Below are 14,992 nucleotides of genomic sequence, written 5' to 3'. Positions count from 1 at the left end.
TGGCTCCTCGGGTCGGGGAACCGACGCTACGGGTGTGCGCGCGGTCGCGGGCATCCGGTGATCGCCGTACCCGGGCGCACGGGAGGGCGAAGCGTGCGCGGGCGCACACCCGGCGCGACGCCCCGACACCCACCGACCCGGCTCACCTCGGGCTCCCCGGCCTGACGGAAGCCGGCAGCGCGGCCCGGCCATCCGGTGGACCTTCCCGGCCGTACGCGGCGGCTCGATCGCCGGCGTCGTGGTCCCGGCCGTCGCGCTCACCGTCCGGCGGATTCACGACACGGGCAGGTCAGGCTGGTTCCTGCTGCTCGCCATCATCCCGCTGGTCGGCCCGATCGTGATGCTCGTCCTCACCTGCATCGAGGGGGATCCCCATCCGAACGCGTACGGCCCGAGCCCGAAGTACGTGCCGGCGCACTTGTAGCACCGACGGCCGGCCCGTGGGCCGAACACGGACGCGGCGTCCTGCCCGCCACCTGTAGGAGGGCTGTCCGGGGAAACGGCCGGCTGTCCAGGGGCGCGGCCGGACCGACCACCGCCGGCGCAGAGCGGCGGCACACAGCCCGCCTCGCACGGAACCCAGCGACGAGGTGTCAGACGTGACGCACCACCCAGGTGCGGCCGAGGGCTCGCGGCTCCGTACGGCAAAGGGCGCGCCGGGCGGTCCCGCGCGACGGCGGACGGTGCCGAGGGATCAGGGGATGCGCAGGGTGAGAATGGCGACGTCGTCGTCGTTCTCCTCGTTCGTGGGCCGGGTCCGCTCCAGCAGCAGGTCGGTGAACGCCGGCAGCGGGCGGTGGGCCAGGGAAGCGGCGTGCTTGCGGAGCCGTTCGAGGCCGTCGTCGATGGAGCGGTCGCGGCTCTCGACCAGGCCGTCGGTGTAGAGGATCAGCGTCGAGCGGGACGGCAGCGTGAGGCACGCGTCGGGGCGTACCGGCGTCACACCGGTGCCCAGGAGCAGGCTGTGTCCTTCGGTGAGGAAACGGGCCTGTCCGTCGTGCGAGACGAGAAGCGGCGGCGGATGGCCGGCGTTGGTCCACGTCAGCCGCCACGGGTCACCGTCCGTCTGCTGCAGGACTCCGAAGACCAGCGTCACCATCGGCACCCCGGCCAGGCGCGTCGAGGCGTCCAGCCGCCGCACGATCGCGCTGGGCGGCTCGTGGTGGCTCCAGGCGTACGCGCGGAGCATGCTGCGGATCTGCGCCATGCCCGCGGCGGCGTCCAGGTCGTGCCCGACCACGTCGCCGATCGCCAGGGCGGTGATGTCGTCGGTCAGGGTGAAGGCGTCGTACCAGTCGCCGCCGACCTGCGATTCGTCCGGCGCGGGAAGATAGCGCGCGGCCATCTGCAGCCCCGGCACCGCGGGGAGCTGGGGCAGCAGGTGGCGCTGCATGGTCTCGGCGACCTTGCGCTGGCGCTGGTAGAGCCGGGCGTTGTCCAGGGCCAGCCCGGTGCGGCGGGTGAGGTCCTCCAGGAGCGACAGGTCCGCCGGAGTCAGCGGACCGCGCTGCTTCGACCGTCCGAGGGTCAGCGCGCCGAGGACGTCCCGCAGGCCCTTTATCGGGGCGATGGCGGCCGAGTGCATGCCCGTCGCCTCGAACAGCCTGGCCTGTTCGAGGGCGATGCCGGAGTCCGGCGGCCCCTGGTACGTCTGCGGCGTCACCAGCGTGGAGGCCGCGCCCCGCAGCGCGCGCGACAGCGGCATCGGCGAATCGGCCGGCACCGGCGGCATCGGGCCCTCCAGATCCTCCCGGTTGGCGTACACCCCGTCCTCGTGGTGCATCACGATGGCCCGCTCGACTTCGTCGCTCTCGGTGATCAGATCGACCACCGCCCAGTCGGCGATGCGGGGGACGGCCAGCCGGATCAGGCGGTTCAGCGCCTCGTCGCTGTCGAGGGTGGACGTCAGCTGGGTGGTCGTCTCGGCCAGCAGCGCCAGCCGCTCCAGTTCCGGCAGCGCGGAGCCGGGCTCGCGCGGGAAGTCGGCGTCGTCCGCGGCGCGGGGCCGGTCGGTGAAGACCACCGCCGTGTGCGCATCGGCGCTGGGCTCGGCGTACGGGGCGACCAGCCAGGACAGCTCGACCAGCGCCCCGTCGCCCTGCTCGAAGAATCCGGCACCGGCCTGGGGGCGGCGGGCCAGGAACGCCTGCACCATCCGGCACTGAGCCCTGTCCAGCGGCCGGCCGTGCCGGTCCCGGTGCAGCAGATCGTGGGCGTCCCGGCCGACCAGGTCAGCGGACTTCCTGCCCAGCAGCCGTTCCGCGCAGCCGTTCACCCGGGCGATCACCCCGCGCTCGTCGACCACGCACACCGCTGCCCCGAGGAGATCGGGCAGCTCGCCCGGAGAAGCCTGCCCGGCGCTCACCATGATCTCCCGCGCCTCCTCCGACCGGTCCTGTCGTCTCGCTGGCAGCCTCTCACAATCCGTACAGGCGACCGAGGCGAAGACCGGCCCCGCCGGATCGCAGGACGCGGCGACCGGCTGCCACCGGTGTCCGGGCGGGACAACCGCCGGGTCCCCGTCCCCGCACCCATCTCGCGGCGGGCCGCACCCGCCTGTCGGCGCCGCCCGGGAGCGCGAGGTCGGGCAGCGGCAGGTCGGCCTTGGTGACAGCGGCACGGACGGCGCAGCTCGCTCAGCTCCGCGCTGACCTGGCCGCAGGTCAAGGGGTGCGGGTGGTGGCCGCGCAGCAGACGGCGCGCCCGGGTCATTTGAGCAGGCGACGGGCGGCGCGCTCCTCGCGGAGTGCGCGCGCCTTCTCCAGGCGCTGGGGATCGCTGTACCACCACCACCCGTAGGCCGCGGTCGCGGCGGTGAGGAGGAGGAGGCCGATCGCCCAGGGCGTGATGCTGCTCCAGGTTGCGTGCCGCCCCCAACGCCAACTGGCGATGAGGAAGACGTCGACAGCGAGCATCCTCGCCGTGGAGATGAGCACTTTGCGCGATCTCAGAGACATTGGTGCACCCTATGGGTACGGAGCAGCCGTCGGCAGGCGGGGCGGCGGATCGGCGTCCTCCACAGCCGGGTCGGCTCCGACCGCGGGTCATGCCGCGCGCCCTGCGCTCAGGGCTCCGACGTCGCCGCCGTCCAGGCTGCCGGTCGGTCCGTCACACGGTCTGTGCCGCGTCGGCCCGGTCCGACAGCAGTTGCGCCAGCGACTGCAACGCGTTGATCTCGTTGGGTTTGAAGAAGTCGTCCACGTCGTCGTTCCCGCAGTCGGCGGTCAGGACGGTCGCCGTCCGGACCAGGATGCAATTCCTCGTGTGGTTGCCGTAGTCGACTGACCACGCGAAGGACTCGTCGCCGATGGCGGGCATCGTCAGCGTCTTGTCCTCGTCGTCCACGGCCTGCTTCTTCTGCCGGCCCAGTGCCGCCCCGGCCTGCGCCGACGTCGGATAGGAGTAGGCGTACAGGAACGTGTCCATCTCGTAGACCCCGGTGTACTCCGACGTCGCGGTGAAGGTGGAGCCGTCGTTCAGGGTCGAGGCGCCGACGCTCGGCGCCGAGACCTCCGTCCAGCCCGCCGGGAGGCCGGTCAGGGGCGGCAGGACCGCCTTGAGCGACTCGGCCTGGTTCAGGGGGGTTTCACGGCGTACGGCGTCAGCGGGCGGGTTGCCCCGCGGCACGGACGCACCGCGGTCCGACGGGTCCGCGGAATGGCGGGGGTCGGCCGACGACACGGGACCGTCAGCCGAATCGGCGTGCGGCGAGGAGTCGTTCCACAGGGCACGGCCCTTGTCGCCGACGAACGCGAAGGCCCCGATGAGCAGTACCAGCACCGCCACCATCGCCAGCCGCCCGGACGTGGAGCGCTCGAACGTCATCGGCCCGATGGATATCGGGCTCTTCTTGGCGTCTCCGCCGATGGAAATGTGCACGCTCCCGCCCACCGACGTCCCCGGGGGCTGACCGGGTGACGCAGGTGGCGCGGGCACCTCTTCGTCGAGGGCGGCGGCGAGAGCCGCGGCGGCGCCCGACTCCTCGACCCGCTCCGTCAGTACCCGGGTCAGAGCCGCCACGGCATCGGCGTCACCCGGATCGGCGGACACCGCGGCCAGCACCTGCCGGCCCGGGGCGCTTGCCTCCAGCAGACCGCTCACGACGTCGGTGACGGCCCGTCCACGGTCCGCTTCGGTGACGGCCCGTCCACGGTCCGGGCCTGCCGAAGGCGGCGCCGCTAAGGACGCCACCACCACGTTCACGGCCTGCTCGATCAGCTCTGCGGAATCCATTCCGTTACCTTCCCTCGTCTGCGGGCATCACCACAGCATCACGCAGGGTGCCATGTCCGCCGCCGGCATGCGGTCCATACCTGTCGGCCCGGCCACCGGGTGGCGGACGTGTGCGTCGGCTCGGCGCGGGCCGCGCGGAGCTCGGATCGGGGGCCGAGGGCCAGGCCAGGGCAGCGGGCCGGAGCCGTCGAGCGGGCGGTGTGCCGGGCCGGCGTCCGGGGCGCTCCCGGCCGCACGGATATCCGGCCGTTCCGGAGGAATACAACACTTCGCTATGAAATAATGATCCGCCAATCAGTCGGTATGTCAGCCGACCCGGCGCCGCTTCCTGCCGTGGGCGACGACTCCAGGCCCGTTCTTCCGGAGATCCATGTGCCAGCTGTGCGCCTCGATGTCCTCGGCCCCACCACCCTCGCCGTCGACGGCTCGGCCGTCGCCCTCCCCCCGCTGACCCTGCGCCTGCTGCTGCGGCTGGTGGCGGCGGAGGGCGGCAGCGTGCCGCTGCCGGTGCTCTACCGCGACGTGTGGGGCGAGCCACCGGGCGGCCGGATCGGCCGCGGGCAGCGCACCCAGGTCCAGCAGCGGGTGCACGAGTTGCGGCGGGTGCTGGGCGGCGGGAAGGACGACCCGGAGTCGGTGATCCGCACCGAGACGGTGGTGGCGGACGGAGTTCCGGCCGCGGCGGCGGCTGTGTCGGCGTACCGGCTGGTGCTGGCCCCCGCGCAGGTGGACTGCACCGAGTTCGAGGCCGCGGTGCGGCAGGCCGGGCGGACGGCGCCCACCACCGCGGCGGCGCTGCTGCACCGGGCGCTGCCGCTGTGGCGGGGGCGGCCGCTGCCCGAGGTCGCCGCCGCGCCCTTCGCCGCCCACCTGGTACGCCGGCTCACCGCGCTGCACGAGCTGGCCAGGCGCGACCTGCTGCGCCTGGAGACCGAGTTGGGGCATCCGGAGCGGGCGCTGCCGATCGCCGAGTCGCTGGCAGCGGACTTCCCCGACGATCCGGCCGCGGCCGCGGCGCTGCTCGGGCTGCGGGAGCGGATCCGGGCCAGGCACGGCAACGAGGTGCTGCGCCGGGAGTTCGCCGGGCTGCGGGTCTCGGTGGTGGTCAAGCGCGGCGACCTGTTCGACGAGGAGAACGCCAACCTGGTCGCCGGGTTCACGGACACCTTCGACACCTCCACCGACCGGGACCTGGTGATCAGCAGCCGCAGTGTGCAGGGCCAGCTGCTTGAGCGGGTGCTCGGCGGCGACCGGGCCGGGCTGGACCAGATGCTGCGGCAGGGACTGCGCGGGGTGGAGCCGGTCGCCCGGGAGAGCCCGCGCGACAAGCCGCACGGCAAGCGGGCCCGCTATCCGATCGGCACCGTGGTGGCGCTGAACGCACAGGGCCGGCGGGCCTTCGCGGTGGCCTACAGCCGCCAGGGCAACGATCTCGTCGCCCGTTCGACGCCGGACCAACTGCGTTACAGTCTCGACCAGTTATGGGCCTCCGTGGCGATGTACGGGCTGCTGCGGCCGGTCGCCGCGCCGCTGGTCGGCTCCGGTTTGGCGCGGGTCCACGGTCTGAACCCCGAGGAGATCGTCATGATGCTCGTCGACAGTTTCGCCCGCGCCTGCCGGGTCGCGGTGGTGGCTCCGGAGCTGCGGATCGTGATCCCGCCGGCCGTGCTCGACCGGATGCGTCTGCTGGACGTGGTCCGCTTCGTCGAGGCGCTGGACGACTTCGGGGCGGGTCCGGCGTGAGCACCGGGTCGTTCGACACCGTCCGGGCGGACGCCCTGGAACTGCTGGGCGTGCTGGCCGACTGGCGGCTCGCCCCGGCCCGCTGGGACCGGGTGGCCGAGGTACTGGCGGCCGCGGCCGAGGCGGCGGCGGGCCGGGACGCCGAAGCGCTGGACGCGGCGGTGGGCGAACTGGAGCTGGCCGGCCCGGTCCGGATCACCCGGATCGGCGGCACCCCGACCGAGCCGCCCCCGCCGGCCGTCCGCGAGCGCGCCAACCACTTGGTGCACGCCCTCGGCGGCGCCCCGGCAGGACCGCGGCCCGCCCCGGAGGACGACCCGCGGTGACCGGGCTGCTGGACCAGCAGCTGGTCGCCCACCTGTACGCCCCGACCGACGGCCCCGACGCGGAGGCCGCCTTCCGGGCGCTCACCGACATCTGGCACGGCTGCCGCACCGCCTTCGGCATGGCCGACCCGGTCCCCGGCACCGACCTGCCCCAGGTGCTGCCGCCCACCCCTGACGCGCTCCCGTCCGACGGGGAGATCGCCGTCGCCGCCCAGGAGCGGCGCGGCGCGGACTGCCAGGCGGTGCTCCGCCGCCACCACGACGTGTGGAACCTGTCGGTGGTGCTGGCCCCGCACCGCCCGGGCCCCGATCCGGACTGGTGGGCTCAGGTCCAGCGCGACTGGCAGGCGCTGACCGGCCGCTGGGCCCCGTACACGCTGGGCAGGGCGCTGATCCATCTGGCCCGGGTGGACGCGGGACCTGAGGTCCGTACGGCGGCGGCCTCGCTCGGTGACCGGCTGGGCGCGCTGCTGCCCGGCGGCGGGCCGCTCGGGCCGGGCCTGCCGGTGGCCGGGCCGCTCGCCCTGTGGGAATTCGGCGACGGTGACGACGGCCGCGCCGAGCGGCGCTTCCTGCTCGCCCTGACCCCGGACGCCGACGCCCCCGCCAGCGCCTGGGTGTGGTCGCGCGGCGACACCCGGATCCCGCCGCTCGCCCGCTACCTGCTGCACGCCGCCAAGCTCCGCTACCAACTGCGGGTGTGGCGGCGCGACGGCGGCACCCGAGCCGTACGCGGCGCGCTGGACGGGCTGGCCGCCGAGCTGCGCCGCCTCGGCGCGGACGACGCGGCCCTCGCCGAACTGCTGCGGCTGCGCCGCCTGGAGGCGCTGCTGCTCCACGGCGACCTGCGCGAGCTGCGGCAGACCGTGGAGATCGCCGCCGACAACCTCGGCCGGGCCCTCGACCTGGACGGGCTGCTCACCGGGGCGAGTCCGTTCGCCGAGGACGCCGACGTGGCGCGCGCGCTGCTCCAGCGGCTCGACGACGAACTCGCCTACCTGGACATCTCCGCCGACCGGGCCGCCAGGCTGGCCGAGTGGGTCCCCCCGCCCTCGCCTCCGGTACCGAGCGTGTCCGGACCCCCGGTGCAGGGGCCCCCGGCGCCGGCCGCCGACCACTCGCGCGACGTCTTCGTGGTGCACGGCCGTGACGAGCCGGCCCGCCAGGCGCTGTTCGCCTTCCTGCGCGCGCTGGGACTGCGCCCGCAGGAGTGGGAGGAGCTGGTCGCGAGCACCGGGCAGTGCGCCCCCTATCTGGGCGACACGGTGGCCCGGACGATCCCGCTGGCCCAGGCGGTGGTGGTGCTGCTCACCCCCGACGACGTCGTGAGCCTGCACCCGGAGCTGGGCGGCGAGTCGGACGCCGAGCTGCGCCCGGCCCTCCAGCCGAGGCCCAACGTGCTGCTCGAACTGGGCATGGCGCTGGCCGTCCACCCCCACAGGACACTGATCCTGCTGGCCGGGGAGCAGCGGCCGGTGACCGACCTGGGCGGGCGCAGCTATGTGCGTCTGACCGGCGCTCCCGAGTGCCGGGCCAAGATCGCGAGCCGGCTGCGGCTGGCCGGCTGCCCGGTCGACACCGGCAACCAGGACTGGCTGACCGCCGGGGACTTCGCGGCACTGGGCGCGCTGCGCCGCGAGGCCTCCGGCTGACGTCGCGGGCCGGCCCGTCGCCGGGCGGCCGGGCGGACCGGCCCGTCGCGCGCCGGCCGTGCGCGCTTCGGGACCGGGCCGCGAGCTCACGCCGGGTTCAGCCCTGCTCGGGCATCCGCTCCAGGTGCTCCACGGACACCACCCGCGGCCCGCCGTCGGCCGGTTTGCCGACCTCCGCCTTGGCCTGCCGCAGTACGGCGAGTTCGGCCAGCAGGTCCTCGGTGCGCAGGACCCGGTCAGCGCCGGTGCGCACCACCGCCCGGCCTGCGCCCGCCTTGACGGCGTTGACCAGGTCGCCGCCGGCCAGTCCCGCGCAGGCCGCGGCGAGCCGGTCGAGGTCCAGCGGCTCGCCGCGCGGCACCTCGTCGGGCACCAGCGCGGCCCACAGCCGGCGGAGCGTCGGCTCGTCCGGCAGGTCGAACCGTACGTGCACCAGGATGCGGCGGACGAACGCCGCGTCGTAATTACGCGGGAAGTTGGTGGTGAAGACCACCAGCCCGTCGAACTGGTCGAGTTGGGAGAGCATCACGGCCCGCGACACGTTGACGCTGTGGTCGGAGCTCTGGGTGACGTTGCTGAGCCGGCTGCCCAGGATGGAGTCCGCCTCGTTGAAGACCAGTACCGCCTGCTCGCGCTGGGCCTCGCGGAAGCAGGCGACGATGTTCTTCGGGGTGTCGCCGACGTACTTGGACTCGATCTCGGCGTAGCTGACGTCGATCAGCGGGACGCCGCGGTGGTGCGCGACGGCTTCTGCGGCCAGCGACTTGCCGGTGCCGGGCGGGCCGTAGAAGTTGACGGCCGTTCCGGTCCTGTCGGGGTCGATCCGGCTCAGGTTCCACTCGTGGTAGAGCACCTCGTGGTGGTCGAGCTGGCGCAGCGCCAGCTCGACGCGCTCGCGTACCTCGGCGGAGACCACCAGGTCGTCCAGGGAGCGGCGGGGCTTGCGGGAGGCGAACACCGGGGCGGCCCCGGTGGCGGAAGAAGGGTCGGAAGCGGGGTCGGTGGCAGGGGCGGTGGTGCTCGCCGCGGGCGGGTCGCCGGCGGCGGCGCGCCCGACGGGGATCTCGGCCCAGTCGTCCATGGCTGGCTCCTACAGGTCGTTGAGGATGTCGATCTCGGTGTGCTGCTGCTTCTCGGCCATGGCGCGGATCCTCGGGTCGTCGATGTCCTCGATCCCCAACTCCTGGTCGAGGATCACGCACAGGCCCTGCGCGGTGCGCAGCCTGACCCGGCGCCGGACGCCGACGGCGAGCTTGTCGAGCACCACCACGGCGCTCATCAGGGCGCTCTTCGCCAGGCCCCGCTCGCGCAGCCACGCGCCGACCGCGTCCTTGACCGCGCCCCAGAAGGTGACCACCGCGGCGGCGCCGGCCAGTGCTGCGACCAGCGCCAGCACGATGTGGATCACCTGACGGCCCGCCAGGTGCGCAGCACCGACGCGCTGCCGCGCAGCAGGTCGGCCCGCACCGGCTGCGGGACGTCGTCCCAGGGCAGGTCGGCGGTGGCCGTGGCGTGGCCGCGCGGACCGTCGAACTCCGCGGTGAAGGTGACCTCGGAGCCCTTCGCGGCCCGGTGGAAGCGCAGGTCGACCGGCCCGATCTCGCTGTCCACGCGCCGGAGCAGCTCCGGGTCGGCGCCGTCCAGCAGCGCCGCCTCCAGCCGCTGGACGTCCACCCCGAAGCGCTTGGCCCAGTCCGGGCCGTAGGCCAGCAGGACGATCGCCCCGATCTCCCGGTGCGCGGCAGCGGTGTCGGGGGCGGCGGGGGGCCGCCGCAGCAGCCGCCAGCCGTAGCTGCCGCCGACCAGGATCAGCAGCAGGGCCGCCAGCATGATCATCTGTGTCTCCCGTCCCATCTCGGCCGGTACCTGTACGTCGGTGTCCATCAGTCGACCTCGCTCAGCAGCTGGTCGCGCCCCTCGACGATGTCGAGGCTGGTCTTCTTCAGCCCGCCGGTCAGCACCTGGGCCCGGATGTTGTCGGGGAGGTCGTCGTAGCTGACCGGCTGCTCGCTGACGATCTTCACCACCGGCTTCTCGGCGTCCTCGACGTTGCGCAGGTAGGAGGTGATCCGCACCGCCCACTGGTCGTCGGCGAGCTGGACGAAGGTGGCGACCTCGCTGAGCAGCACCCGGCGCAGCCGGTGCCAGGCGCCGCGTACGGCCCGGCGCAGGTCCACGGAGATCTTGTCGAGGTTCTGGAAGGCCAGCCGCACGTCGGCGGCCAGCCCGGGCAGCACCCGGTCCACCCAGGGCAGCAGGTGCTCCCGGGCCCAGCTCATCAGGGTCGGCCAGAAGTACACGGCCAGGGCGGCCAGGGCGGTGCCGACCATGGGGGCGAGCACCAGGACGAGAGGCATCATCGCGGTTTCCCTTTCTCTTCGACCGCGCCGGTCCGGGCGGAGTCCGGGTAGAGCTGGTAGCGCACGGCCTGCCCGGTGCCGGCCAGCAGCCGGGAGCGGACCCGGTCGGGCAGGTCCTGCCACGACACGGCCTGCGCCACGTCGCAGGAGAGCAGTGCGCCCTGCGGGGTGCGGTGGACGATCTCCACCACCCGCCGGCGCGGGCCGGCGGCGGGCCACTCGTAGGTGACGGTGAGCCAGATCAGCCGGCGGCGCAGCAGGTCCAGTACGTCGGGGGAGGCGGCGGGCTGCCCGGCGAGCAGGCGGCGCGCCCGTGTGTCGTCGCACAGCTCGACCAGGGCGCGGAAGGCCTCGGGCACGGCGAGCGTGAACAGCCGTGCCGTCTCGGTGGCGAGGGTGTCGTAGACGAGGGCGACCTCGACCAGTTCGCCGTCCTCCAGGCCGCTCTGGACGCCGTCGAGGAGCCGGGCGAGCAGTTCGAGGCCGTAGGCGAGCACGATCCGGGACTGCACCGAGGCGTCCCGGGGTTGGTTGCGTGCCTGCTGGAGCTGCGACTTCGCGCTTTCCAACAGGGCTTTCAGCGGGAGATCCGTCATGCCGCCACGGTGGCCCGCCGTCCGCTTCCCGGCCGAGCCCCCGCACGCTTCCGGTGTGCTTCCGAAGTGCTCAGGCCCCGTAGTGCTGGTGGCCCGCCCACAGCTCGGGCGCCCGCGGCCAGCGCTGCCGTACCCGCTGCACCGCCTCGTGCAGCGCCCCGGGGACACGGCGGGCCGACAGGCGCCCGTCGCGTACCGAGCCCTGGTAGACCTCGCGGGCGATCCGGGCGGCGATCCGGTCGCTGACCGTCCACAGCGTGGCGATCACCTGCGGGTAGCCGGCCAGCTGGAAGCCCGCCGCCAGGTGCACCGCCTCGTCGGCCAGGCCCAGCCGGGTCCGGCCGGTCTCGCACGCCGACAGGTACGCCAACTGCGCTGCGGGCAGGTCGAGTGCGGACAGGTCGGCCAGGGTGAGCGCGGGCCGGCCGCCGCCGGAGGCGAGCGCGATGCCGCTGGCCGCGGGCACCGCCGGGTCGCTGAACGCGTGGCAGGCGAAGTGCGCCACACCGCCCTCCGGCAGCGCCGCCGCCACCGCCTCGTACCCGGCCTGCCCGCCGAGCAGCACCCGGGTTCCCGGCAGCAGCCGCGCGATGGCCTCGGCCTCGGCCCGCACCTGCGGCAGCACCTCGGCGCCCGGCTCGTCGGGCACCGCGACCACCACCGCCCGGGCCGCGCCCGACCGTTCGGCGCGCCGCAGCCCGGCCCTGGCGTGCTCCAGCATCCGCACGGTCGGTGTGTACGAGGACACCACCCGGTCCATCACCCCGTCGCCGTCGCGTCCGGCGGCATGCAGCGGCAGCGCGGCGAGCGGCCCGGTCGGGCACCACCAGACCCGCGCGCCGGGGCGCGGGGCGAGCTCGCGCAGCACCGGTTCTGTGGCCGCCTCCCACAACCAGCCGAGCGTGTCGAGGAGTTCGCGCTGCGTGGGTTCGCCGCTCAGCCGCAGCGCGTGCCCCACGGCCTCCGCCTCGCGCAGCAGCGGCAGCTCCACCGCTCGCACCCGGTTCCGCCGGATGATCAGCGCGTGCCCGCCCGCCGCTCCGGCGGTGACCACCACCGCCCCGTCGCCGCGGGGCCGTTCGCGCCCGGCCCCGGCCGAGCGGCGCACCTGTGCCGACCAGTCCCGCCGGCGCTGTTCTGCGTCCGCCACGGCCCGCCGCGCGACGGCCACCCCGGCGGCGGCGCTCTCGGGGGGCACGGTCGCGGCACCGGCCGCGGCACCGGCGGGCCGATCCGCCGGGTGCGGCGCAGGCCGGGCCGGGCGGCCTCCCCGCGCACGCCGTCCGGCCAGCTCCTCGGTCAGCAGGACGCCGCGCGCCCGTTCCAGCAGGGCGACGGCCCGGTCGGGGCGGCCCGCGGCGACGGCGATCGCCACCACCTCCGCGGACAGGCCGCCGTGCACCTCCAGGCCGCGTTCCCTGCCGCCCCGGGCGAGTTCGCCGGGGACGGTGGCGGGCAGCAGGTCGACGGCCCGCGTGACGGCCGCCAGCGCCGCGCCCGGCCGGCCGGTGGTCATCCGCAGGCGGGCGAGTTCGCGGGCGCAGCCGAGGCGGTCGGAGGCGGTGGCGGCCTCGGTGCCGAGACCGCCGAGGAGCAGCTGCTCGGCCTCGGCCAGCGCGGGTCCGGGGTCGGCGTGCCCGGTGCGGACGGCGTGGTGGAGGGCGCTGCCGCAGGCCAGCGCGGCGGAGGCGTGGGCCGCGGTGCCGGGCGGCAGGGCGGCGAGCGAGCCGCGGGCCCGGTCGAGGGCCTCGGTGCCGGCGGAGCCGTCGTGGGCGGCCAGGCGCAGCAGGATCCAGCCGAGCATGCCGGTGCGGTGCGGATGCAACGCGTCGCCGGACGGGGTGAGGTCGGCTGCCCGGCGGGCGGCGTCGGTCTGCGCGCGGAGGGCGTCGAGCCGCTGCGCGGGGGTGAGTTCGGGCAGCGTGGTGAGCGCGCCGTAGGCGGCGGACACCGCGTCCCAGGCGCCGGTGGCGAAGGTCGTGGGGCCGAGGCGGCGGGCGGCCTCGCGGGCGGTGGTGATCGCTTCGTCGAGGTCGGGGCGCGCGCGGTGGACGGAGTGCCGGGTGCGCAGCGCGGAGCTGAGGGTCACCAGCATTGTCCCGCGCAGTTCGGGGTGCCTGCGGGTCTCGTCGAGGGCCGCCCGGGCGGACTCCACGGCGGCGTCGACCAGTCGCTCGTCGCCGGTACCGGCGTAGAGGGCGAGCAGCGCCTCGCCCAGGGCGCCGCGGCAGTCGGCCCGGTCGGGGTGGTCGGGGCCGAGGGCGTCAAGGGCCGCCTCGATGACGGGGACGGCCTCGGCGAGCGGGGCGGTGTCGCGGCTCAGGCGGGCCTGTAGTTGCAGCGCGCCCGCCAGGTTGCGCAGATGGCCGGGGCGGTCGTGGCCGGCTGCGGGGGTCGCCCCGACCGCGGCCCTGGCGGCGTCCGCGGCCTGCCGGGCGAGTTCGGGGTCGCCGCGGCGCCCGGCCAGGTGCTGCAATGCGGCGCAGGCCATGTTGTGGAGGGCTGCGCGGCGGGGGTCGCCGGGCGGCGCGGCGGCGAGGGCGCGGCGGCACAGCTCCCGCGCCGTCTCGACGTCGGCGAGATCGCCGGAACTCCGGTAGCGGTACAGGCCGACCGCCGCTGCGCTCGCGAGGTGGACGAGATCCCCGCTGCCGGCGGCGGCCACGGCGTGCTCGTACGCGCGGTCGAGGTCGGCGCGGTCGGCGGTCAGGCCGTGCCTGGCGCGCAGCAGGTTGGACAGGTTGTTCCGCAGCACGGGCCGGTCGGGCTCGTCCGGCGCGAGCGCGTCGAGGGCGTGCTCGGCGAGCCGGATCGCCTCGTCGAGCGGCTGCCGGTCCTGGGTGTACTGGTACGTCCAGAAGAGCGCGGAGGTCAGGTTGGCGACGCAGGCGGCGAGCGGCCGTCCGTCGGCGTCGGCGAGTGCCTCGGCGAGTGCGACGGCCCGCCATCCGTGCTCCATCGCCTCGGTGAGCAGGCCGTCGCCGCCGCCCCGCCCGAACAGCTGGACCAGGGCTCCGCACAGATTGCGGTGGGCGTCGAGTTCGCCCGGGCCCGGTCCCGCGGCGGCCTCCCGGCCCAGGGCCACGGCGTCCAGCAGGGCCTGGTACTCGCCGGTCAGCTGCCACCATGCCTGGAGGTGGGAGGCCAGCATCGCGGTCATCGCCCGCGCGGCCGGAGCGTCGCCCTCGGCGGCCGCGCGGGCGGCCCGGGCGGCGTTGACGGCCTCGGCGAGTGCCCGCGGCCCGCCCGTCCCGCGCTCGAAGCTGCGCCGCCGGTCCATGCTGAGGTCACGCCACTGGAGCGCCCCCGGCGTCCGCCCGCCGGGGCTGGCCGCCGCTGCCGCGTCGCCGGACACGCCGCGAGTATGGCACCGCGGGTGGGTGCGGTGGGGCGTGAATTCCCCGGCGTCGTCGGGGAGGCCGGCTCCGCGGTCCGCGGTCCGCGGTCTCCGGCGGGGCGATGCCGTCGTCTCCCGCGTTCGCCTTCGCCTTCGCCGACTGCGCCTGCCCGATCTGCCAGGGCGGCTTCCACCCCGCCTGCCGGTACGGCGGCGGGTACGCCGCCGGCGGAGCCCAGGCTGAGACCGGGCGTCGCCAGGAGACCGGCCCGCTCTGGAGCAACGCCCCCCAGGCGTGACTTGGTGCGGGCCTTCACCGTTCGCGAAGCGGATCAAGGGGTACCCAGTGGTGCGTACCCCTTGGCCCAAGAGTCCGGGCCGATCCGGGCCTCACCCGTTCGCACAGCTCATCACCGGGAGATCGACATGAACCTTGCCGACGACGTAGTACGGGTAGCGGCCCGCGACCTGGATCTCGATTTGGTGGGATCGACGTTCGCCTACGAGAGCAAGGAAGGCGTCGCGGTCTACGGCCGTATCGCCTTCATCGAGGTCAAGCCCGAGAAGGTGCTGGTGACCCTGGACGGGGTGCTGCACGAAGGGTCGAGCGTCGTCATGACCCTCGCCCCCGCCGACACCCTCTGCTTCGAGCCGGCCTAGACGCCAGGGCCCGGGACCAGTGCGGACCATGATCGCGGACCCTTCGGGCATGCAGGGGGCGGCAAATGATCACCCGGACGAGTAC

The 14,992-nt window shown here is 74.9% G+C and carries 15 protein-coding genes; 6 read left to right on the top strand and 9 right to left on the bottom strand.

The features are described 5' to 3' along the window. The first annotated feature begins 190 nt into the window (after positions 1 to 190). Positions 191 to 424, top strand: coding sequence for a DUF805 domain-containing protein (locus OHA86_RS26840; RefSeq protein WP_443072023.1), 234 nt, complete (start codon positions 191 to 193; stop codon positions 422 to 424). Between the two features lie 270 nt (positions 425 to 694). Here the strand turns inward: OHA86_RS26840 and OHA86_RS26835 are convergent, their stop codons facing one another. From OHA86_RS26835 to OHA86_RS26825, 3 genes are all read right to left on the bottom strand, one after another. Further along, a complete protein-coding gene (locus OHA86_RS26835) occupies positions 695 to 2,368 on the bottom strand; it encodes a SpoIIE family protein phosphatase (protein ID WP_329179214.1) in 1,674 nt (557 codons plus the stop codon). A gap of 340 nt (positions 2,369 to 2,708) precedes the next feature. Further along, positions 2,709 to 2,957: a hypothetical protein gene (locus tag OHA86_RS26830; RefSeq protein WP_329179212.1), complete on the bottom strand. Its 249-nt coding sequence runs from the start codon at positions 2,955 to 2,957 to the stop codon at positions 2,709 to 2,711. Positions 2,958 to 3,108: 151 nt separating this feature from the next. Next, entirely contained in the window at positions 3,109 to 4,233 is a 1,125-nt protein-coding gene (locus OHA86_RS26825; RefSeq protein WP_329179210.1) for a hypothetical protein, read from the bottom strand. Between the two features lie 372 nt (positions 4,234 to 4,605). On the opposite strand from OHA86_RS26825, the gene OHA86_RS26820 reads away from it, so the two are divergent. The 3 genes from OHA86_RS26820 to OHA86_RS26810 are packed head-to-tail and all read left to right on the top strand — an operon-like array spanning position 4,606 to position 7,954. Further along, complete coding sequence (locus tag OHA86_RS26820) at positions 4,606 to 5,976, top strand: macro domain-containing protein (protein ID WP_329179208.1); 1,371 nt, start codon at positions 4,606 to 4,608, stop codon at positions 5,974 to 5,976. After that, the gene (locus OHA86_RS26815) at positions 5,973 to 6,302 is read left to right on the top strand and encodes a CATRA system-associated protein (protein ID WP_329179207.1); all 330 of its coding nucleotides are present in this window, start codon (positions 5,973 to 5,975) and stop codon (positions 6,300 to 6,302) included. The genes OHA86_RS26820 and OHA86_RS26815 overlap by 4 nt, the downstream gene beginning before the upstream one ends. Next, positions 6,299 to 7,954 carry a CATRA conflict system CASPASE/TPR repeat-associated protein gene (locus OHA86_RS26810; protein WP_329179205.1) on the top strand — a complete coding sequence of 552 codons (1,656 nt, stop codon included), beginning with the start codon at positions 6,299 to 6,301 and terminating at the stop codon, positions 7,952 to 7,954. The genes OHA86_RS26815 and OHA86_RS26810 overlap by 4 nt, the downstream gene beginning before the upstream one ends. 97 nt (positions 7,955 to 8,051) lie before the next feature. On the opposite strand, the gene OHA86_RS26805 is transcribed toward OHA86_RS26810, so the two are convergent. From OHA86_RS26805 to OHA86_RS26780, 6 genes are all read right to left on the bottom strand, one after another. Next, on the bottom strand, positions 8,052 to 9,035 hold the full coding sequence (locus OHA86_RS26805; protein WP_329179204.1) for an ATP-binding protein: 984 nt from the start codon (positions 9,033 to 9,035) through the stop codon (positions 8,052 to 8,054). 9 nt (positions 9,036 to 9,044) lie between these two features. Continuing rightward, positions 9,045 to 9,362 (bottom strand): hypothetical protein, encoded by a 318-nt coding sequence (locus tag OHA86_RS26800; RefSeq protein WP_329179202.1) that lies wholly within the window; start codon positions 9,360 to 9,362, stop codon positions 9,045 to 9,047. Beyond that, entirely contained in the window at positions 9,359 to 9,838 is a 480-nt protein-coding gene (locus tag OHA86_RS26795; RefSeq protein WP_329179199.1) for a hypothetical protein, read from the bottom strand. The genes OHA86_RS26800 and OHA86_RS26795 overlap by 4 nt, the downstream gene beginning before the upstream one ends. Next, positions 9,838 to 10,314: a hypothetical protein gene (locus OHA86_RS26790; protein WP_329179198.1), complete on the bottom strand. Its 477-nt coding sequence runs from the start codon at positions 10,312 to 10,314 to the stop codon at positions 9,838 to 9,840. Before OHA86_RS26790 ends, OHA86_RS26795 begins: the two co-directional genes overlap by 1 nt. Then, positions 10,311 to 10,910 (bottom strand): hypothetical protein, encoded by a 600-nt coding sequence (locus OHA86_RS26785; protein ID WP_329179196.1) that lies wholly within the window; start codon positions 10,908 to 10,910, stop codon positions 10,311 to 10,313. The genes OHA86_RS26790 and OHA86_RS26785 overlap by 4 nt, the downstream gene beginning before the upstream one ends. Positions 10,911 to 10,980: 70 nt before the next feature. Continuing rightward, positions 10,981 to 14,265, bottom strand: a complete 3,285-nt coding sequence (locus OHA86_RS26780) for a CHAT domain-containing protein (RefSeq protein ID WP_329179195.1) — start codon at positions 14,263 to 14,265, stop codon at positions 10,981 to 10,983. Between the two features lie 104 nt (positions 14,266 to 14,369). Between OHA86_RS26780 and OHA86_RS26775 the strand changes: the two genes are divergently transcribed. After that, positions 14,370 to 14,546 carry a hypothetical protein gene (locus tag OHA86_RS26775; protein WP_329179193.1) on the top strand — a complete coding sequence of 59 codons (177 nt, stop codon included), beginning with the start codon at positions 14,370 to 14,372 and terminating at the stop codon, positions 14,544 to 14,546. A gap of 127 nt (positions 14,547 to 14,673) precedes the next feature. Beyond that, positions 14,674 to 14,907: a hypothetical protein gene (locus OHA86_RS26770; RefSeq protein WP_329179191.1), complete on the top strand. Its 234-nt coding sequence runs from the start codon at positions 14,674 to 14,676 to the stop codon at positions 14,905 to 14,907. Positions 14,908 to 14,992 lie beyond the last annotated feature (85 nt).

The sequence above is a fragment of the Streptomyces sp. NBC_01477 genome, assembly GCF_036227245.1.
Classification (GTDB): Bacteria; Actinomycetota; Actinomycetes; order Streptomycetales; family Streptomycetaceae; genus Actinacidiphila.
The sequence above is the reverse complement of the archived record's forward strand: the minus strand, read 5'-3'. Positions and strand labels throughout refer to the sequence as shown.

Bases quoted from the DNA above. Each gene is read 5' to 3' on its own strand.
- OHA86_RS26795 (WP_329179199.1), bottom strand. From the start codon at position 9,838: ATGGACACCGACGTACAGGTACCGGCCGAGATGGGACGGGAGACACAG.
- OHA86_RS26785 (WP_329179196.1), bottom strand. From the start codon at position 10,910: ATGACGGATCTCCCGCTGAAAGCCCTGTTGGAAAGCGCGAAGTCGCAG.
- OHA86_RS26775 (WP_329179193.1), top strand. From the start codon at position 14,370: ATGCCGTCGTCTCCCGCGTTCGCCTTCGCCTTCGCCGACTGCGCCTGC.
- OHA86_RS26770 (WP_329179191.1), top strand. From the start codon at position 14,674: ATGAACCTTGCCGACGACGTAGTACGGGTAGCGGCCCGCGACCTGGAT.
- OHA86_RS26790 (WP_329179198.1), bottom strand. From the start codon at position 10,314: ATGATGCCTCTCGTCCTGGTGCTCGCCCCCATGGTCGGCACCGCCCTG.
- OHA86_RS26835 (WP_329179214.1), bottom strand. From the start codon at position 2,368: ATGGTGAGCGCCGGGCAGGCTTCTCCGGGCGAGCTGCCCGATCTCCTC.
- OHA86_RS26805 (WP_329179204.1), bottom strand. From the start codon at position 9,035: ATGGACGACTGGGCCGAGATCCCCGTCGGGCGCGCCGCCGCCGGCGAC.
- OHA86_RS26825 (WP_329179210.1), bottom strand. From the start codon at position 4,233: ATGGATTCCGCAGAGCTGATCGAGCAGGCCGTGAACGTGGTGGTGGCG.
- OHA86_RS26830 (WP_329179212.1), bottom strand. From the start codon at position 2,957: ATGTCTCTGAGATCGCGCAAAGTGCTCATCTCCACGGCGAGGATGCTC.